The 17,498-nt window shown below is 68.4% G+C and carries 17 protein-coding genes; 11 read left to right on the top strand and 6 right to left on the bottom strand.

All coding sequences use genetic code 11. The annotated features are described in order from the left end of the window. Positions 1–12: 12 nt before the first annotated feature. From EV651_RS30120 to EV651_RS30110, 3 genes are all read right to left on the bottom strand, one after another. The gene (locus EV651_RS30120; protein ID WP_133788656.1) at positions 13–468 is read right to left on the bottom strand and encodes an NUDIX domain-containing protein; all 456 of its coding nucleotides are present in this window, start codon (positions 466–468) and stop codon (positions 13–15) included. A gap of 535 nt (positions 469–1,003) precedes the next feature. Further along, a complete protein-coding gene (locus EV651_RS30115) occupies positions 1,004–1,246 on the bottom strand; it encodes an antitoxin (protein ID WP_133788655.1) in 243 nt (80 codons plus the stop codon). 122 nt (positions 1,247–1,368) lie between these two features. After that, positions 1,369–1,587, bottom strand: a complete 219-nt coding sequence (locus tag EV651_RS30110; protein WP_133788654.1) for a hypothetical protein — start codon at positions 1,585–1,587, stop codon at positions 1,369–1,371. A 122-nt stretch (positions 1,588–1,709) separates the two neighbouring features. On the opposite strand from EV651_RS30110, the gene miaA reads away from it, so the two are divergent. From miaA to ggt, 4 genes are all read left to right on the top strand, one after another. Then, positions 1,710–2,699: a tRNA (adenosine(37)-N6)-dimethylallyltransferase MiaA gene (gene miaA / locus EV651_RS30105; protein WP_133788653.1), complete on the top strand. Its 990-nt coding sequence runs from the start codon at positions 1,710–1,712 to the stop codon at positions 2,697–2,699. Next, positions 2,686–3,189 carry a SigE family RNA polymerase sigma factor gene (locus EV651_RS30100; RefSeq protein ID WP_133788652.1) on the top strand — a complete coding sequence of 168 codons (504 nt, stop codon included), beginning with the start codon at positions 2,686–2,688 and terminating at the stop codon, positions 3,187–3,189. The genes miaA and EV651_RS30100 overlap by 14 nt, the downstream gene beginning before the upstream one ends. A 42-nt stretch (positions 3,190–3,231) precedes the next feature. After that, a complete protein-coding gene (locus EV651_RS30095) occupies positions 3,232–3,930 on the top strand; it encodes a hypothetical protein (RefSeq protein ID WP_133788651.1) in 699 nt (232 codons plus the stop codon). Positions 3,931–4,021: 91 nt separating this feature from the next. Then, positions 4,022–5,824 (top strand): gamma-glutamyltransferase, encoded by a 1,803-nt coding sequence (gene ggt / locus EV651_RS30090; protein WP_238157281.1) that lies wholly within the window; start codon positions 4,022–4,024, stop codon positions 5,822–5,824. Here ggt and EV651_RS30085 read toward each other — a convergent pair. Continuing rightward, the gene (locus EV651_RS30085) at positions 5,816–6,907 is read right to left on the bottom strand and encodes a M20/M25/M40 family metallo-hydrolase (protein WP_133788650.1); all 1,092 of its coding nucleotides are present in this window, start codon (positions 6,905–6,907) and stop codon (positions 5,816–5,818) included. The two genes, ggt and EV651_RS30085, sit on opposite strands and share 9 nt — an antisense overlap. Before the next feature lie 69 nt (positions 6,908–6,976). On the opposite strand from EV651_RS30085, the gene EV651_RS30080 reads away from it, so the two are divergent. The 4 genes from EV651_RS30080 to EV651_RS30065 are packed head-to-tail and all read left to right on the top strand — an operon-like array spanning position 6,977 to position 10,942. Beyond that, positions 6,977–7,639, top strand: coding sequence for a GNAT family N-acetyltransferase (locus EV651_RS30080; protein ID WP_133788649.1), 663 nt, complete (start codon positions 6,977–6,979; stop codon positions 7,637–7,639). Then, on the top strand, positions 7,632–8,276 hold the full coding sequence (locus tag EV651_RS30075) for a MurR/RpiR family transcriptional regulator (RefSeq protein WP_133788648.1): 645 nt from the start codon (positions 7,632–7,634) through the stop codon (positions 8,274–8,276). Before EV651_RS30080 ends, EV651_RS30075 begins: the two co-directional genes overlap by 8 nt. Continuing rightward, positions 8,266–9,396 (top strand): o-succinylbenzoate synthase, encoded by a 1,131-nt coding sequence (gene menC, locus EV651_RS30070; RefSeq protein ID WP_166658837.1) that lies wholly within the window; start codon positions 8,266–8,268, stop codon positions 9,394–9,396. Before EV651_RS30075 ends, menC begins: the two co-directional genes overlap by 11 nt. A 4-nt stretch (positions 9,397–9,400) precedes the next feature. Continuing rightward, the gene (locus tag EV651_RS30065) at positions 9,401–10,942 is read left to right on the top strand and encodes an amidohydrolase family protein (RefSeq protein ID WP_133788647.1); all 1,542 of its coding nucleotides are present in this window, start codon (positions 9,401–9,403) and stop codon (positions 10,940–10,942) included. On the opposite strand, the gene EV651_RS30060 is transcribed toward EV651_RS30065, so the two are convergent. After that, positions 10,943–11,203 carry a hypothetical protein gene (locus EV651_RS30060; RefSeq protein ID WP_133788646.1) on the bottom strand — a complete coding sequence of 87 codons (261 nt, stop codon included), beginning with the start codon at positions 11,201–11,203 and terminating at the stop codon, positions 10,943–10,945. Positions 11,204–11,226: 23 nt separating this feature from the next. Here EV651_RS30060 and dapF point away from each other — a divergent pair, with 23 nt between their 5' ends. Next, complete coding sequence (dapF, locus tag EV651_RS30055) at positions 11,227–12,069, top strand: diaminopimelate epimerase (RefSeq protein WP_133788645.1); 843 nt, start codon at positions 11,227–11,229, stop codon at positions 12,067–12,069. Positions 12,070–12,154: 85 nt separating this feature from the next. Continuing rightward, on the top strand, positions 12,155–13,636 hold the full coding sequence (hflX, locus tag EV651_RS30050) for a GTPase HflX (RefSeq protein WP_133788644.1): 1,482 nt from the start codon (positions 12,155–12,157) through the stop codon (positions 13,634–13,636). Between the two features lie 69 nt (positions 13,637–13,705). Here the strand turns inward: hflX and EV651_RS30045 are convergent, their stop codons facing one another. Further along, positions 13,706–16,096, bottom strand: a complete 2,391-nt coding sequence (locus EV651_RS30045) for an immune inhibitor A domain-containing protein (protein WP_133788643.1) — start codon at positions 16,094–16,096, stop codon at positions 13,706–13,708. A gap of 187 nt (positions 16,097–16,283) precedes the next feature. On the opposite strand from EV651_RS30045, the gene macS reads away from it, so the two are divergent. Beyond that, positions 16,284–17,408, top strand: a complete 1,125-nt coding sequence (macS, locus tag EV651_RS30040) for a MacS family sensor histidine kinase (protein ID WP_133788642.1) — start codon at positions 16,284–16,286, stop codon at positions 17,406–17,408. The last annotated feature ends 90 nt before the right edge of the window (positions 17,409–17,498 follow it).

Genomic DNA, 17,498 nt, shown 5'->3' with positions numbered 1-17,498 from the left:
AGCAAGGGTGACTCAGCCGAAACCCTGGGTGATCACCGCAGGAAGCGCATCGCCGTCGGCCACCGCGCCGAGCACTCGCGCCTCGTGCGGGACCAGCGGCTCGGGCAGCTTGTCCAGCGGGTACCAGTCGAGGCCGGCCGCCTTCTCCGGCTCCATCAAATGCGGCTCGCCGGTCCACTTCGACACCATGAAGAAGAAGTCGACCCGCTCGTCGATCGGATCGCCGTTCCCACCCGTCCGATGCATCGCGGTCACCGGCACGAGATCCGCCGCGTCCACGTCGAGCCCGACCTCCTCCTTGAGCTCCCGCACCGCCGCCGCCACGGCCGACTCACCCCGCTCCACATGCCCCGCGGGAACCGCCCAATGCCCGTCCATGTAACCGGTGTTGGCCCGCAGCAACAGCAACACCTCGTCCCCCCGCCGAACAATCACATAAGCCGCCGGCACCACCCGAAACCGATCCATACAAGCACCCTAAACACCCCCACCGACACCTGAACCATCGCGAGCTGCGTGCGCCTCCGCCGAACAACCGAGGCGAAGGTCAGATCGGTCGCCGCTTCGCGGCGGCTGTCTTAGGAACCGGCTCCGCCGGCGCGCGGACTGTTGCCAGGCGCGGGCGAGACTGGCGAAACAGTTGTGGTGAAGGGCAAACGGGCGGTTGGGCTCGTCGAGTCGTGGATATCGGTTGTGAAAACGAGCTGTCGCCAGCCTCGATCCACGGCTCGACGAGAGTGCGCGGAGCCAAACGCCACGATTCGGCGAGCGGGCCGGAGCGTTGGGCGAGAAGCGGTGAGTACGAGGGCGCCGGGGAGTCATCAGGAACTGGGGATAGGCGCTGGGGGCTGGGCACCGGCAATTGCCTGTTCCCAGTCACCGCCGCCTATCCCCGGTCCGCCTGTCCCGAGCCCGGCGCCTGTCCCGAGTTTCTCGGCGGCCGGGCGGCGGGGGGGTATGGCGAAGGGCCGCAAGCGGGGTGCTTGCGGCCCTTCGGGGTGTGTCAGGCGGGCTTGGGTCCGTCGGGGATGTCGTCGTTCTGGCCGTCCAGGTTGTCCAACCCGTCCTTGGCCTTGTCGACGCCCTGGTCGATCTTGTCGCCGTACTTGCCGCCCGTCCTGTCGTCGACGAAGTCGCCGGCCTTGTCCAGGCCTTCACCGACCTTGTCGCCGTGGCCGTCGACCAGATCGGCGGCCTTGTCCTTCAGGTCCTCGGCCTTGCCCTTGAACTTGTCGAAGATGCCCATCTCGGGGCTCCCATTCCTGCGTAGTTGAGTGCTTACAGACAGCTAGCGCGATCTTCGCACCTGTGCCGCCGGAACTGTGGGATCTCCGCGGGCGCCGTACCCAAAACGATGCCGGACGGCACCTACTCCACGTCGCCGCCGCTGTCGGTCGTGCCACCGCCGGACTCGACGTCGCCGCCCGACTCCACATCGCCACCCGACTCGACATCGCCCCCGGATTCCACGTCGCCGCCGGATTCCACGTCACCGCCGGACTGGGCCTCCGCCTCGTCCCCCAGGCCCAGCGCGTCCTTGGTCGCGTCCTTGGCCGCGTCCGCCTCTTCATCGAACGGATTCGTCACTTGCGTTCCTCCCGTAGAAATGTGTCCAACTGCAGAGTTCCTACCGCTCTTCGCGGGTCATCCACAAGGCTGGTCCAGACCTCTTGGCCAAGTCTTGAGTGCGGAGCTGCCAGACTGGAGCGATGCCTGCTGCACTCGTCGTCGCGGTCGTCGGTCCCACCGCGGCCGGGAAGTCCGACCTTGCCGTCGCCCTCTCTCGACAACTGGGCGGGGAAGTGGTGAACGCGGACGCCATGCAGGTGTACCGCGGCATGGACATCGGTACGGCGAAGATCAGTAGGACGGAGCGCGCCGGCGTACCGCATCACCTGCTGGACATCCTGGACGTCACCGAGACCGCGACCGTGGCCGAGTTCCAGGAGCTCGCCCGGCAGGCGATCGACGACTGCATCGACCGGGCCAAGGTGCCGGTGCTCGCCGGCGGCTCGGCACTCTACGTGCGCGCGATCCTCGACGACTTCGTCTTCCCCGGCACCGACCCGGACGTCCGCGCCCGGCTGGAGGCCGAGCTCGAGGCGAAGGGCCCCGGAGCGCTCCACCAGGAGCTGGTCGCGCGGGACCCGAAGGCGGCCGAGCAGATCCTCTCGAGCAACGGCCGGCGGATCGTCCGCGCGCTCGAGGTCATCGAGATCACCGGCGGTCCGTACGTCGCCACGCTGCCGGAGCACCGCTACGTCTATCCGGGCGCGATCCAGCTCGGTCTCGACGTACCGCGGCCGGTTCTCGACGAGCGGATCGACGCCCGCGTGGACCGGATGTTCGAGGCCGGATTCGTCGCCGAGGTGCGAGGTCTGCTGAACAAGGGTTTGATTGAAGGAAGGACCGCCAACCGCGCACTCGGGTACTCGCAGGTGATCGCGTTGCTGAACGGTGAGATCGACGAAAAGCAGGCCCGGGAGCGGACCGCCCAGGCCACGCGCAGGTTCGCGCGGCGGCAGGACTCGTGGTTCCGTAAGGACCAACGCATCACCTGGCTCCCGTACGACGCCCCCGATCTCGTGGAGAAGGCACTTCAAGTGATAGCCCAAGGCAACCGCGAAGGCGCCTCCGGCGTAGTCGAGGTGAACAACGGCCCGGACACCGAAGCAGGGGCCGTCGATGCGAGGGGGTGACCGTGAGGCCGAGTTCCGTGAGTACCTGCTCGCGGACCGCACGCGGCTGATGCGCACGGCGTTGCTGCTCACCGCGGGGGATGTGCACACCGCCGAGGATCTGGTCCAGACCGCCTGTACCCGGGTGTACGTGCACTGGCACCGGATCAAGCACGAAGGTGCCGGACCGTACGCGCACCGCATCCTGGTGAACGCCTTCCTCGACGAACGCCGCCGGGCCGGCCGCCACCCGGAGGTGATGACCGCGGCTACGGTCGAGCCGCGGTTGACCGACGTACCGGACCAGACGGACACGCTCGCCGTCCGGGACGCACTGCTGGATCTCGCGCCGCGGCAACGGGCAGTTCTGGTACTGCGGTATTTCCAGGATCTCGACGTCGCCAGCTGCGCGCGGATCCTGGAATGCACCGAAGGCACGGTGAAGAGCCAGACAGCCAAGGCGCTGAAGCGCCTGAAGGAACTGATGACGGAAGAGACGGGGAGTAGCTGAGATGACCGACCGGGGCGGCGGGGTGGGGAGGATATAAAACAGGTGGACGAGGTCAAGAGGTTGTTGGAGGGGTTCGCGGACCGTGCCGCCGAAGGGCTGCCGGACGCGGACATCGACGCGGACGTGACCCGCGGCCGGGTCGCGCTACGCCGGATCAAGCGCCGGCGCCGGGTCACCGGGGTGCTGTGCGTCGCCGCCGCGTCGGCACTCGTGCTCTCGATCGGCAACCAGGTGAAGTGGTGGGGGAACGGCAACGAGGTGGCCGGCGGTCCTCCCGAGCAGGAGACGGCCTCCGCATCTGCGACTCCCGCGACTCCCGCGACGAAGCCGCGGACCTCGCCGTCGAGCAGCCAGACGATGTCGATGTTCGGCGCCTCCGTCGTCGAGCTGGTCGCGAACAAGCAGGCGTGGAGCGCGTTCGACTGCACGCTGGCGCCGAAGGGGTGGAGCCCCGAGACCCCGATGACCGCCACTCGCGTCGTGCTGTCCCAGCCCGAGATGCGCACCGCGGACAGCGCCGCCAAGGTGGTGCTGCAAGCCGCGCCGCAGGCCCGAAGCCTGTCGAAGGTCCGCGTCACCGACGCGAGCGGCAAGACCTTCCACATCGGCACCCTCGACGGCCGCCTGGCCGGTCAGGTGAAGCTGTCCGACCAGTGGTTGCTGGTCGAGCTCCCGACCGGCACGGTCGAGTGGCCGGACGACGTACTGCGCCGTTTCCTGGACTCCTGCACGGTGAAGTAGACGCGCTGCGACTGGCGCACAACCTCCAGGTGAGATAGGCAGGGCTTGTCCCTGTCATTGTCCCTGTCCCCGAGCCCGTGTGGGGGAACTCGTGAAGAAGCTGGTCGCATCTCTGTCTGCAGGCACCCTCGTTCTCACTGCCTTCACCGCCTCAACCACCGCGGAAGCGCAAGCTCCGACTCGGCAGCCCACCTCGATCGGGTACGGCGGCGCGGTGTCGTCGGTCGACCCCGACGCGACGAACATCGGTCTCGACGTACTGCGTCGTGGTGGTAACGCCGTCGACGCCGCGGTGGCCACGGCCGCCGCTCTCGGCGTGACCGAGCCGTACTCGGCCGGTATCGGCGGCGGCGGGTACTTCGTGTACTACAACGCCAAGACGCACAAGGTGTCCACGCTCGACGGCCGCGAGACCGCGCCCGCGACGATGCCGTCGAACGCGTTCGTGGATCCGGCCACCGGTGCGGCGTACCCGTTCGCGCAGCTCGTGACGTCGGGGGTGTCGATCGGCGTGCCGGGAACGCTCGCGACCTGGGACAAGGCCCTGAAGCAGTGGGGCTCGCTGTCGCTCGGCAACGCGCTGAAACCGGCTGCGGAGCTCGCCGATCGTGGGTTCGTGGTGGACCCGACGTTCCGCCTGCAGACGTTGGAGAACAAGGACCGGTTCGCGCAGGTCGTGCCGACCGCGAAGCTGTTCCTGCCGAACGGCGATGCGCCTCAGGTCGGTTCGCTGTTCAAGAACCCTGAGCTCGCCGCCACCTACAAGCTGATCGGTCAGCAGGGTCCGTCGGTGTTCTACCGCGGTCCGCTCGCCGGCGAGATGGCGGCCGTCGCCAAGAACCCGCCGAAGACGCCCGGCGCGACGCTGCCGTTCTTCCCCGGCTACCTGCAGACCGGCGATCTCGCGTCGTACCGGGTGATCGACCGCAAGCCGACCAAGGTCCGGTACGACGGGTTGGACGTGTACGGCATGCCGCCGTCGTCCTCGGGCGGCAGCACCGTCGGCGAGGCCTTGAACATCCTGCAGCCGCAGCACCTTCGGCAGCAGTCGACGACACAGGCGCTGCACACGTACCTCGAGGCATCCGCACTGGCGTTCGCGGATCGCAACGCGTACGTCGGCGACCCGGCGTACGTCGACGTACCGCTGAAGGAACTGTTGTCGCGCGGGTTCGGCGCCGAGCGGTCCTGCTTGATCGACCCGCAGCACGCGGCGACCAAGCCGGTGCCGGCGGGCTCGCCGGACGGCCGGTACTCGCGGTGTGCGGTGGGCAGCTCGGTCGAGCAGCGCCCGGATACCGAGGGACGTTCGACGACGCACCTGGTCGCGGCCGACAGGTGGGGCAATGTCGTGTCGTACACGTTGACGATCGAGCAGACCGGCGGCAGCGGGATCACCGTTCCGGGTCGCGGCTTCCTGCTGAACAACGAGCTGACGGACTTCTCCGCCGTACCGAACCCGACGGACCCCAACCGGGTCGAGGCCGGGAAGCGGCCGCGGTCGTCGATGTCGCCGACGATCGTGCTACGTGGCGGCAAGCCGTACATCGCGCTCGGTTCGCCGGGCGGGTCGACGATCATCACGACCGTCCTGCAGACGTTGACGAACCGTCTCGATCGCGGCATGACGCTGCCGGAGGCGATCGCGGCGCCGCGGGCGTCGCAGCGCAACACCGCGTCGGTGACGGCCGAACAGGCGTTCATCGATCGGTACGGCGCTTCGCTGGCGCCGTACGGTCACACGTTCACGCCGGCCGGTGCGCCGGGCAGCTCGGCCTCGGAGATCGGTGCGGTCGCGGCGCTCGAGTTCCTGCCCGGTGGTGCGATCCTCGCAGCGGCCGAACCGACCCGACGCGGCGGGGGAGCAGCTGGAACCGCGTGGCCGTTAAAGTGACGAAATGATCGCGGCGACCAGATCGGCTCGTTCGGTCAGGGTCGCCGCGATCACCTGCTCGTGGACGGCGTGGGCGCCCTTGCCGATCGGGCCCAGACCGTCCAGCGTTGGGATCCCCAACCATCCGGTCAGGTTGGTGTCGGCCGCGCCGGTCGCGGCCGCACCGCCGACCTCCTGACCGACGGACCGCCCAGCCGCAATCACCTTCGCCAGCAAGTCCTCAGTCGCGGCCGACGGCTGCCAGGCTGGACGGTTCGACAACACGCGCACCGCCAACTGTGCCTCCCGCACCGGCCGCAGGTCGCCAACCGCCCGCAGCACAGACTCTTCGGTCGCCGGATCGACGAAGCGGAACCCGATGTCGGCCGCCGCCGATCCCGGTACGACGTTGGTGCGCCCGCCGCCCGTGATCGTGCCGACGTTGCACAGCACCTCGTCGTGATCGGCGACGATCCGCCGTACGGCGATCAACTGGTCGACGAGTTCGTCGATCGCGGACACGCCGCTCGCCGGATCGAGAGCGGCATGTGCCTCGCGGCCGGTGACCTCGATGCGGACCCTGGTGCTGCCCCAGCGCGACGTCTTGAGATCGCCGTTCGGATGCGGCGGTTCGAATCCGAACGCGGCGTACACACCCTTCGCCTCGGCGGTCACCAGTGAACGCGCGGACGGAGAACCGATCTCCTCGTCGGCGACCACGACGATCCGCAGTGGTCGGTGGTCGCGGCCGGCGATCTGCTCCAGGGCGGTCTCGAAGACGACGAGGCCGCCCTTCATGTCGAAGACGCCGGGTCCGTGGATGACGCCGTCCTGCTCGCGCCACGGCATCGCGCCCTGCAGTTGCCCGATCGGCCAGACGGTGTCGTGGTGCGCGAGGAAGAGCAGCGGCGCCTCCGTCGCGCGTGGACCGCGGCCGGGGAAGTCCGCCACCAGGTGGTCACCGGCTGGCGTCGGCACCCGGCGGACGTTCGCGCCTAGCTCGGCGTACCGCGTCCCGAGCCGGTCGGCGAACGCGTTCAGCGCGGCCGCGTCACCGGTCGGGGTCTCGGTGCCGACGTACTCCCTGAGTCGCTCGATCATCATAGATAGTCAACGTATCATCATCCGATCAGCGATTGACCAGCAATGATCGCGCGGGGATAGGATCAAGATATGAATCGTATCTCTGAGGTGAGCTTTCGCGCGGTCTCGCTCACCACGACATCCCGGTTCGCCGAGGCCTCGGCGCTGTACCGGGAGGTCTTCGGCTACCTCGACCCGGAATACGGGCTGAACCCGCGGCTGCTCGGCGCGCTGGCGAGCAACGGCGGCTCGGTGGTCGGCATCCTCGACGAGAGCGACCGGCTGGTCGCGTTCGCGTACGGCTTCTGCGGCACCGACCGGCGCGGTTTCTACCACTACTCGCAGTCGGCCGTGGTGGCTGCCGGGCAGCAGGGCCGCGGTCTCGGCCGGATGCTCAAGCACGCCCAGCGAGAAGTTGCCCTCAGCCACGGTATGTCGCGGATGCGCTGGACGTACGACCCGGCGCAGATCCGCAACGCGCACTTCAACCTCGACGTACTCGGCGCCCGCGGCCGCTGGTTCGCGCCCGACATGTACGGTCCGGGGACCGATCGTGTGGTCGTCGAGTGGGATCTGACCCGCGACGAGCCCGCCAACCCGGACTCACTGACCGAGTTGGTCGTGCCGGCCGACCCGGGCGAACTGCGCAGGTCGTTCGAGAAACTGCTCGGCAAGGGACTCGTCGCCGTCTCGTGCCGCCGCCTTCCGGACGGCAACGGCGCCTACTACTTCGGGCCGGCCGACCATGCCTGACGATCCCCACAACCGCGAGCTCGCGAGCCCTCACGAGCGGTACGACGCTCGACTGCAACGCCGATCGTCGACGCTGCTGCAGCGCCGCGTGGTCGAGCAGGAACGCGCCTCGATCGACGAGGCGCTGGACCAGATCCTCACCGACGAGTCGATTGCGCAGGCCGCGGCCCGGATCGTCGCCGCCCGCCGGCGCTTCATCATCGGCTCGGCGAAGTCGTTCTCGTACGCGTCGTTGCTGGCGTTCGACCTCGGTGTCGGCCTCTCGCAGGTGACGCTGATCGACGGCACCGTGGTCCGCGGTGTCGACGTACTGTCCGACGTCCGGTCCAACGACCTGATGGTCGCGTTCTCGTTCCGCCGGTACCGCCGCGACACCGTCGAGATCGCCCGCCGGTTCGTCGAGGCCGGTGGTGAGCTCGTCGCGGTCACGGACTTCGAGGACGCGCCGCTGGCGAAACTCGCCGACCAGTGCATCTACGTCGCGACCGGGAGTGCGTCGTACGTCGACTCGCCGACCGTCGTCGCCTCGGTGCTGCATGTGCTCGCAACGCTGACGACGGCGAGCTCGAAGGGCGCGCGCCGGCGGCTGATGGAGCGGGATCGGTTGAACACGGAGCTGGGGCTGTATGTCAACTGAGCTGAAGATCGTCGCCGCCCGGCTGCATCGGGTGCGGATGCCGTTGGTGCACGAGTTCCAGACCAGCTCGCACCGCAAGACGTACCTCGATCACGTCCTGGTCGAGCTGGAGGACGCGTCGGGTGCGACCGGGTGGGGCGAGATCGCGTCGTCCTCGGATCCGTACTACGCGCCCGAAACGGTCGAGTCCTGCTGGCACATCGCCTCGCGTTACCTGCTGCCCGCAGTGCTGGGCCGGCCGTGGACGCACCCTGACCAGCTGGCCAAGCTGTGGTCGAAGGTCCGCGGCAACAACTTCGCCAAGGCCGGCGTCGACATGGCCGCCTGGGTCCTGTGGGCCGAGACGCAATCGGTGTCGCTGGCATCCGTCCTCGGCGGTACCCGGTCCGAGGTGGTCGCGGGTGTCTCGCTGGGCATCGAGCCGACGATCGACGACCTGCTGACCGAGGTCGAGCGCCAGGTCGCCGCCGGGTATCCGCGGGTGAAGCTGAAGATCGCTCCGGGCTGGGCCGTGGAGCCGGTCCGTGCTGTGCGTACGGCGTACCCGTCGCTTGACCTGCACGTGGACGCCAACGGGATCTACACGGCCGACGACCTGGCAGATTTGCGGAAGCTCGACGAGTTCGGGTTGACGATGATCGAGCAGCCGTTCGCGCCCCGGGACCTGCTCACGCACGCTGCGCTGCAACGCACGATCAGTACGCCGGTCTGTCTCGACGAGAGTGTTGAGACCGTAGACGATCTGGAGACCGCGCTGGCGCTAGAAGCGCTGCAGGTCCTCAACATCAAGGTGTCGCGGATGGGCGGCCTCGGCGCGGCGCGCGCGGCGCACGATCGGGCGCAGCAGGCCGGGATCGCCGTCTGGTGCGGCGGCATGCACGAGTTCGGCATCGGCCGCCTCGCGAACGTCGCCCTGTCCAGCCTCCCCGGGTTCACCCTCCCATCGGATGTGTCCGCCTCGGAGAAGTACTACGCCCGGGACCTCGTCGTACCCGCCGTGGTCGCGGTCAAAGGCGTCGTACAGGTACCCGAGGCAACCGGTCTCGGGCACGCCGTGGACCGCGAACTGATCGCCGCCAACACGGTCGCTCAGCAATCCTTCGGACAAGAGCAGGAGTGATTCGATGCGCGTGGCAGTGACCGGCGGCTTGATCGCGGACGGCACCGGCTCCGAACTGGTGCCGGGGACGGTCCTGGTCGAGGGCGAGCGCATCACCGCACTGCTGCCACCCGGTGAGCCGGTCGCCGATGCAGAGGTCATCGATGCCACGGGCAACATTGTGGCACCAGGGTTCGTCGACCTGCACTCCCACGCGGATTTCAGTCTCGGCGCGAGCCCGGCCGCCGAGTCGCAGCTCGCCCAGGGCGTCACCACGTTGGTCGCGGGGAACTGCGGCTGGTCGCCGTTCCCGATCACCGACCTCGAGACATTGCGTGCAGGTACGGCGTTCCTCGATCCGTTGCACGACTGGTCCTGGAACGATCTGGCCGGGTTCGCTGCAACCTTGCAACCGGCGGTGAACCTGGCGCTGCAGGTCGGCCACTGCACGCTGCGGATCGCGGCGATGGGCAGCGCGAAACGGCCGCCGTCGCCCGAGGAGCTCCGGACGATGCAGGACCTGCTGCGGGCCGCCGCCGATCAGGGTGCGGTCGGGTTCTCGACCGGACTGATCTACGCGCCGGGTGCCTACGCATCACCTGAAGAGGTGGCCGCGTTGGTCGCCACCGCTGCCGAGTGCGGGTTGCTGTACTCGACTCACATCCGCAACGAGGGCGCGGGTTTGCTGGCCGCGTTGGACGAGGCGATCGCGGCGGCGCGGGCGGGCGGCGCGCGGCTGGAGATCTCGCACCTGAAAGCCGTCGGCAAGTCCAACTACGGTCTGGTCGATGGCGCGCTCGAACACCTGGAGCAGGTCGACGACGTCGACCTCGGCTGGGACGCCTACCCGTACACCGCCACCAGCACGACACTCACCACCAGGCTCCCGACCTGGGCCCTCGCAGGCGGCGCCCTGCTCGACCGACTCGCCGACCCGGCCGAACGCGCGCGGATCGCCGAAGCCCTCCGCGCCGACGACCTGCTCTCGCCGGACTCCGTCGTGATCGCGTCCCTTCCACCCGGCCGCTACGAGGACAGCCGCGGACTCAGCCTCACCGAGATCGCGCAGCGCGACGGGGTGGACGCCGCCGAGATCGTGCTTCGCATCCTCGAGTCCCACCAGGCCGCGGTCAGCGTCGTGAACCACGCGATGAGTGAGGACGACGTCACGACCGTCCTCGAACATCCGCGGACGGCGGTCGCCAGCGACGGCTGGATCATGGACGCGACCGGCCCGGGACATCCGCATCCCCGCAACTTCGGCACGTTTCCCCGCGCCCTCGGCCACTACACCCGGGACCGCGGCATCCTGACCCTTCCCGAAGCCATCCGCCGAATGACCTCACTCCCCGCGACCCGCCTCGGCCTCTCCGACCGAGGCGTCATCAAACCAGGCGCAATCGCCGACCTGACAGTCCTGGACGCCGACTCGATCGCCGACAAGTCGACGTACGACAACCCTTGGCAACTCTCCGTGGGTATCAACCACGTCCTAGTAGCCGGCCAACTGGCCCTCACCAAAGCCAAGCCAACCGGCCACCGCCCCGGCCGCATCATCGGCCTCTAACTACTTCTTGAAGCGCTTCGGGGCGGTCGGGAGTGGGGGAGGTGCGGTGGGCGAGCGCTCTGTGGTCGTCTCGATCCAGCCGTCGTGCTTGGACAACAGTTCGTCCACAACCGCCTGATCGACATCCCGCAGTACCACCATCCATGGGTGGTCTTCGTCGTCATCCTCGCCGTGGAAGTGCCCACGCCGTACCTCGCCGTCCAGTAGATCGGCGACAACGGCTGCGTCCTCCTGCTCCCAGAAGTAGGCGATCAGCTCCATGGCGGACACCGTACGCTTCTCCCATGAGTACGTTTCCCTGGTTGAAGGGGCATGGGACCGAGAACGACTTCGTGATCCTGCCTGATCCCGACGGTTCCGTGCACGGTGAGCTGGACGCGTCGCTGGTGCGGTTCCTCTGCGACCGGCACGCGGGCCTCGGCGCGGACGGTGTGCTGCGGGTCATCCAGGGCGACAAGCAGTCGTACGTCGAGGACGGCGGCGACTGGTTCATGGACTACCGGAACGCGGACGGTTCGATCGCGGAGATGTGCGGGAACGGCATCCGGGTCTTCGTGAAGTACCTGGCGGAGGCGGGGCTGATCGACGGCAAGCCGGTCCGGGTCGGCACCCGCGCGGGCGTCAAGGAGGTCGCGCAGAACGACGACGGCACCCTCACCGCCGACATGGGTGAGCCGAAGCTCCCCGACGCGGCCGGGATCGTGGTCGAGGCCAACGGTCACCAGTGGCCCGCCGTTCATGTCGACATGGGCAACCCGCACGCGGTGGCCTTCGTCGACAGCCTGAACGAGCCGGGCAACCTGTGCGATCAGCCCACCTGGTCGCCGGCCGACGCGTTCCCGCACGGGGTGAACGTGGAGTTCGTCGTACGGCGTGGTCCGCGCGACGTCCAGATGCGGGTGCACGAGCGCGGGGCGGGGGAGACGCGGTCGTGCGGCACGGGGACCTGCGCCGTGACCGTGGCGGCCGCGCGGGCCGCCCGTGACGAGCGCCCGGTGACGTACCGCGTCGGCGTACCGGGCGGTGAAGTGAGCGTGACGTGGCGTGCGGACAACCACCTGGAACTGACCGGACCGGCCGTTCTGCACGCTCGCGGCGAGTTCGACCGGGCGTGGCTGCCGGCCTGAACCGGGAATCCCAGATCTGCGTGGGGCGTTGACTGTTGGTAAACGGGTCGCTTGTATTTGAGGCCCGTGCCACCATGGAAGGTATATGACGACCCATTCACACGCATACGAAGAGACCACCGACGTCGAAACCGACCTGACTCAGGGCGATGACTCCGGCGATTCGTTGACGGGTCACGATGAGTATGACAACGAACTGACCACCGAGGGCCTCGACCTCGAGGAGCGCCAGGCGCTCCGCCGCGTGGTCGGTATGTCGACCGAGCTGACCGATATCAGCGAGGTCGAGTACCGCAAGCTGCTGCTGGAACGGGTGCTGCTGGTCGGCGTCTGGACCGAGGGCAGCGCCGAGGACGCGGAAAACTCGCTGGCCGAGCTCAAGCTGCTCGCGGAGACCGCCGGTTCCGAGGTACTGGACGGCGTGATCCAGCGGCGGAAGAAGCCCGACCCGGCGACCTTCATCGGTTCCGGCAAGGTGGCCGACCTGCGCAACCTGGTCGCGTCGCTCGGCGCGGACACCGTGATCGCCGACGGCGAGCTGGCGCCCGCGCAGCTGCGCAACCTGGAAGACCGGCTGAAGGTCAAGGTGGTCGACCGGACCGCGCTGATCCTGGACATCTTCGCGCAGCACGCGAAGAGCAAGGAAGGCAAGGCCCAGGTCGAGCTGGCCCAGCTGCAGTACATGAAGCAGCGCCTGCGTGGTTGGGGTGGCAACCTGTCCCGCCAGGCCGGTGGACGCGTCGGCGCAGCCGGCGGCGGTATCGGCGGCCGTGGTCCCGGTGAGACCAAGATCGAGACCGACCGGCGCCGGATCAACACCAAGATCGCGAAACTCCGCCGGATGCTCAAGAACATGAAGAGCACCCGGTCGACGATGCGCCAGGAGCGTCGCCGCAACCTGGTCCCGTCGGTCGCGATCGCGGGCTACACCAACGCCGGCAAGTCCTCCTTGCTGAACCGGATCACCGGCGCGGGCGTGCTGGTCGAGGACGCGCTGTTCGCGACCCTGGATCCGACGACCCGCCGTACGACGACTGCCGACGGCCGCGTCTACACGCTGACCGACACGGTCGGGTTCGTCCGGCACCTGCCGCACGACATCGTCGAGGCGTTCCGTTCGACGCTGGAGGAGGTCGCGGACGCGGACCTGCTGCTGCACGTGGTCGACGGATCGCACCCCGACCCGCTGGCGCAGATCCAGGCGGTCCGTGAGGTGCTGGCCGAGATCGACGCGAGCGACGTGCCGGAGATCATCGTGATCAACAAGGCCGACGCCGCCGACCCGCTCGCGCTGGCGCCGATCCTGCACCGCGAGCCGGGCGCGATCGTCGTGTCCGCCCGCACCGGCGAAGGCATCGACAAGCTTCGCGAACTGCTCGAGGGTGCCCTGCCGCAGCCGCTCGTGGCCCTCGAGGTCCTGTTGCCGTACGACCGCGGCGACCTGGTCTCCCGGATCCACTCCGAAGGCTCGGTCGAGCAACTCGAACACACCGCCGAAGGCACCCACCTGACCGCCAGGGTCCACCCGGGCCTGGCCGGTGACCTCACGCCGTACGCCATCGCCTGAGCCGCCTGAGCCGCCTGAGCGACGCAACAGCCCCCGAAGTCCTCGGACTTCGGGGGCTGTTTCATGCGGTCACTTGCGCTTGGAGATCTGGATCTTCATCGTGGTGCCGGTCTTGGAGACGACCTTGATGTTGACGCCGTTGTTCGGGATCTTCACGCTGCTCGTCGGCTGGTCCGCGGACCAGTACGACTTGCTGTCGTTGAAGGTCGGTACGGCGTTCTGCCCGCGGATGTAGCTCGCCTGCCCGTTGATGTGCAGAGTGAACGAGTCCGCCTTCTCGAGGCCGAACGGTGCGTCGTAGCCGCTGACGCGCGGACGCCACAGCTGGCCGTCGATCCGGTTGATCGGGACCGGGTGGCTGTCGATCGGCAGGACCAGGCCCGCACCGGGGTGGGTGTTGGTGTTGTTGTCGCGCTGCGAGGTGTCCCAGTACCAGACCAGCAGACCGTCCTGGTACGGGAAGTGCTCCACCTTGTCGCCCAACGTGCTCGCCCAGCCGAAGTTGTACGGCCCGGTCCTCAGGTACTGGTCGTGCGACACGTAGTTGATGTTCGAGGCGAGGTAGTAGTTGTCGTACGCCGTTGTGATGGTCGCACCGACCGAGCTGAAGCCGTTCAGGGTCCAGCCTTCCGGCGTGGCCTCCGCACCGGAGTCGACCAGCGTGGTCGAGCCCGACACAACCTTGATCGCGTCGGCGAAGAACCCGTAGCCACCGGTGTTCGCGTCGGTCGTGTAGCGCAGCTGCAGGCCGATCGTCTTGCCCGCGTAGGCGGACAGGTCGAACGTCGCCGGGACCCAGCCGTTGCTCTTGCCGTCGATGCCGTTGCCCTCGGCCGCCTTGGTGATCGAGCCGGCGATCGGCTTGTAGCCGGTCCCGTCGTCGACCTCGACGTACGCGTAGTCGCACGCGTCGGGGCCGCAGTCCTCGATGTCCCAGTTCGCCTGGAACGTCAGGGTCGTGGTGCCGGCCGGAACGGCGACCTGCCGGTTCATCGTGTGGGTGAACTCGTCGCCCTCACCGCTCCACCAGGACTTGCTGCCGACCGGAGGTGTCTGCAGCGGCGTGGTGACCAGCTTCTTCGGCAAGGTGACGACCGCGGCCTGGGCCTTGGCCGAGTTGTACTCGTGCGGTCCGAGCTCGAGCGTCCGGTTCTGGCCCGCGTTCACGATCTCGTAGTCGAGCCAGCCGAGCTGCAGCTTGTCCCAGACGCCGAAGTCGGCCGCCTGCTCGCCGATACCGCCGTCAGTCGGCTTGCCGACCCGGCTCTGCGCCATGATCGTCCACCAGTTCACGCCGTTCTCGACCGCGGCACCCGAGGTGTCGTAGTGGTCCGGCAGGCCCAGGTCGTGCCCGTACTCGTGGGCGAAGACGCTGATGCCGCCGTTCTCCGGCTGGATGGTGTAGTCGCCGACATAGAGCCCGGTGTCGCCGACCTGGGCGCCGCCGGCCGGGTTGTTGGACGGGCCCCCGGGGAATCCGGCGTACCAACGGTGCGACCAGATCGCGTCCTCGCCCTGCTGCGGGTCGCCGTCGGCCTGGTCGCCGCCGGCGTGCACGATCTGGAAGTGGTCGATGTAGCCGTCCGGCTCGTTGAAGTTGCCGTCACCGTCGTAGTCGTAACGGTCCCACTGGTCGAACGTCTTCAGGTCCGCGGTGATCTGCGCCGTGGTTCGTCCGGCCGCCTTCTGGTCGGCGACCCACTGGTTGACCGCGTCCTGGATCAGGTTCCAGGTGTTGCTGCAGACGTTGCCGGTGCACGGGTAGCCGTTCGAGCGGCCGTACCGGGCCTCGTTGTACTTGACCTTCACCCAGTCGGTGACCTCGCCGGACACCGAGTAGCGGCCCGAGGACTGCTTCTCGTAGTACTTCTTCACCGAGTTGCCGTTGCCGAAGTACAGGTCCTGGTAGTGCTGCCGGTTGTAGTCGGCCTGCCAGACGGTGGAGTTGTCGACCGAGCGGTCCGGCTGCGGGATCGCGTTGTGCAGCGGGCCCTCGAAGGTGGCCGGGCCGGGGATGCTCGGTGCCTGGTCCTTGTCCGGGTAGTTCGGGTGCCGCTCGTTGCCGAACTCGGCCAGCACCACGAAGATCCGGTCGGTCTTCTCCCGGGAGAGCTCGACGTACTGGTCGACGCGGCCCTTGGCGGTCTTCACAGCCTTGGCGCCGAGGACGCCCTTCGTGCCGGCCGCCTTGGTGCCGAGCTTGACGACCGTGCTGCCGTTGCGCTGCTCCGGCTTGGCCTGGCCGTTGATGACCTTGGTGAGAGCCTCCTGCCGCAGCTCGCGGCGCTTGTCCTCGAGCGGGCTGGGCAGCTCGTCGGATGCTGGTGCGGCCTCACTCGCGATCGGCGCCGACCCTTGCTTGGACGGTGTGGCGGCGTTCCCGGCCGTGGCCGCGGCGATGCCGAGCCCGGTCGTCGCCGCCAAAGCCAGGCTGAACAGCCCAGCGGGTAGCTTGCGCACGATTCCCCTCCGTGTCTGATGACGCAGTGTGTTCACAGCTCCCCCGAGCGTGTTCTGCGCGAGATTACGGGGAAATGAGCGTCAGCTGAAGTGGAACTGAGGAAAAGCTGTGAACGAGCGGGGAAACCTGCACTCTGAGTAGAAGGGCTCACGCATTCCACCCGTGGCGCTTGGCAGACTGTTCCGCGTGGAGCGCGAGACGGTCGACCTGCTGCAGCCGCTGTGGCGTGCGCTGGTCGTGTTCCGCCTGCTGACCTGGGCGTTCGCGTGCTTCGGCGTGTGGACTCGCTGGGACGGGATAGTCCGCCCGTACGGCGCAATGCTCCAGTTGGCCGTGATGGGGGTCTGGACGCTGATCTCGTCGTACGGCTACAGCCGCCGCTGGGGCCGCCGCAACACGCGGCTCGCGTTCGCGGACCTGATCGTCACGGTCGGCTGCATGTTCGCGACCTTGTGGGCGCAACCGCTGCTCGACATCCGCGCCGGCGCCTCCGTCCTGACCTCGGTGTGGGCGGCCGGGCCGGTTCTCGCGCTCGCGATCTCCCGCGGCCGCGACGGCGGCCTGCTCGGCGCAGCCACGATCAGCCTCGCGCTGCTGTCGCTACGGGGCGTCGAGCACGCATCGAAGATCCTCAGCAACGTCCAACTGTTGCTGGTGGCCGGTCTGGTCGTCGGGTACGCCGCCTCGACCCTGCGGCAGGCGGGCGTTCGGCTGCGGGAGGCGATCGCCGCGGAGAGCGCGACAGCCGAGCGGCTGCGGCTCAGTCGCTCGATTCACGACGGCGTACTGCAGGTCCTGGCTCAGGTACAGCGGCGCGGTACGGCGATCGGCGGCGAAGCGACCGAACTGGCGCAGCTGGCCGCCGAACAGGAAATTGCCCTCCGCACCTTGATGTCCACCCGCCCGACCGTTGCGTCGGGCGATCGCGTCGATCTGTGTGGATTGCTGTTGCCGCTGGCCACGACCCGCATCGACGTCGTCGTACCGGCCACGCAGGTCCTGCTGCCTGCCTCCACGGCCGAGGAACTGGTTGCCGCGATCAAGGAAGCGCTGAGCAACGTGTCGAAGCACGCCGGCCCTGACGCCCGGTCCTGGGTGGTGGTCGAGGACCTCGGCGAGGAAGTCGTGGTATCGATCCGCGACGACGGAGTCGGTACGACGCCCGCGCATCTCGAGCGGGCCCGCGTGAACGGCCACCTGGGCGTCAGCCAGTCCATCCGCGGCCGGATCGCCGACCTGGGTGGCACCGTCACCGTCCGTACCGCGCCCGGCGAAGGAACCGAATGGGAGTTGATGGTGGAGGTCTCATGACACTCCCTGTGTCAACCTCAGGCAGCGACGGGCTTGTTGAGCGCTGCTGCGGCACCGTGTTTGGCGGGGTCGTAGGGGACGCCATCGTGC

Origin of the sequence: Kribbella sp. VKM Ac-2571 (assembly GCF_004362255.1) — a bacterium.
Lineage (GTDB): Bacteria > Actinomycetota > Actinomycetes > Propionibacteriales > Kribbellaceae > Kribbella > Kribbella pratensis.
Note: the sequence above shows the minus strand (reverse complement) of the source record. Positions and strands in the feature narration are given on the sequence as shown.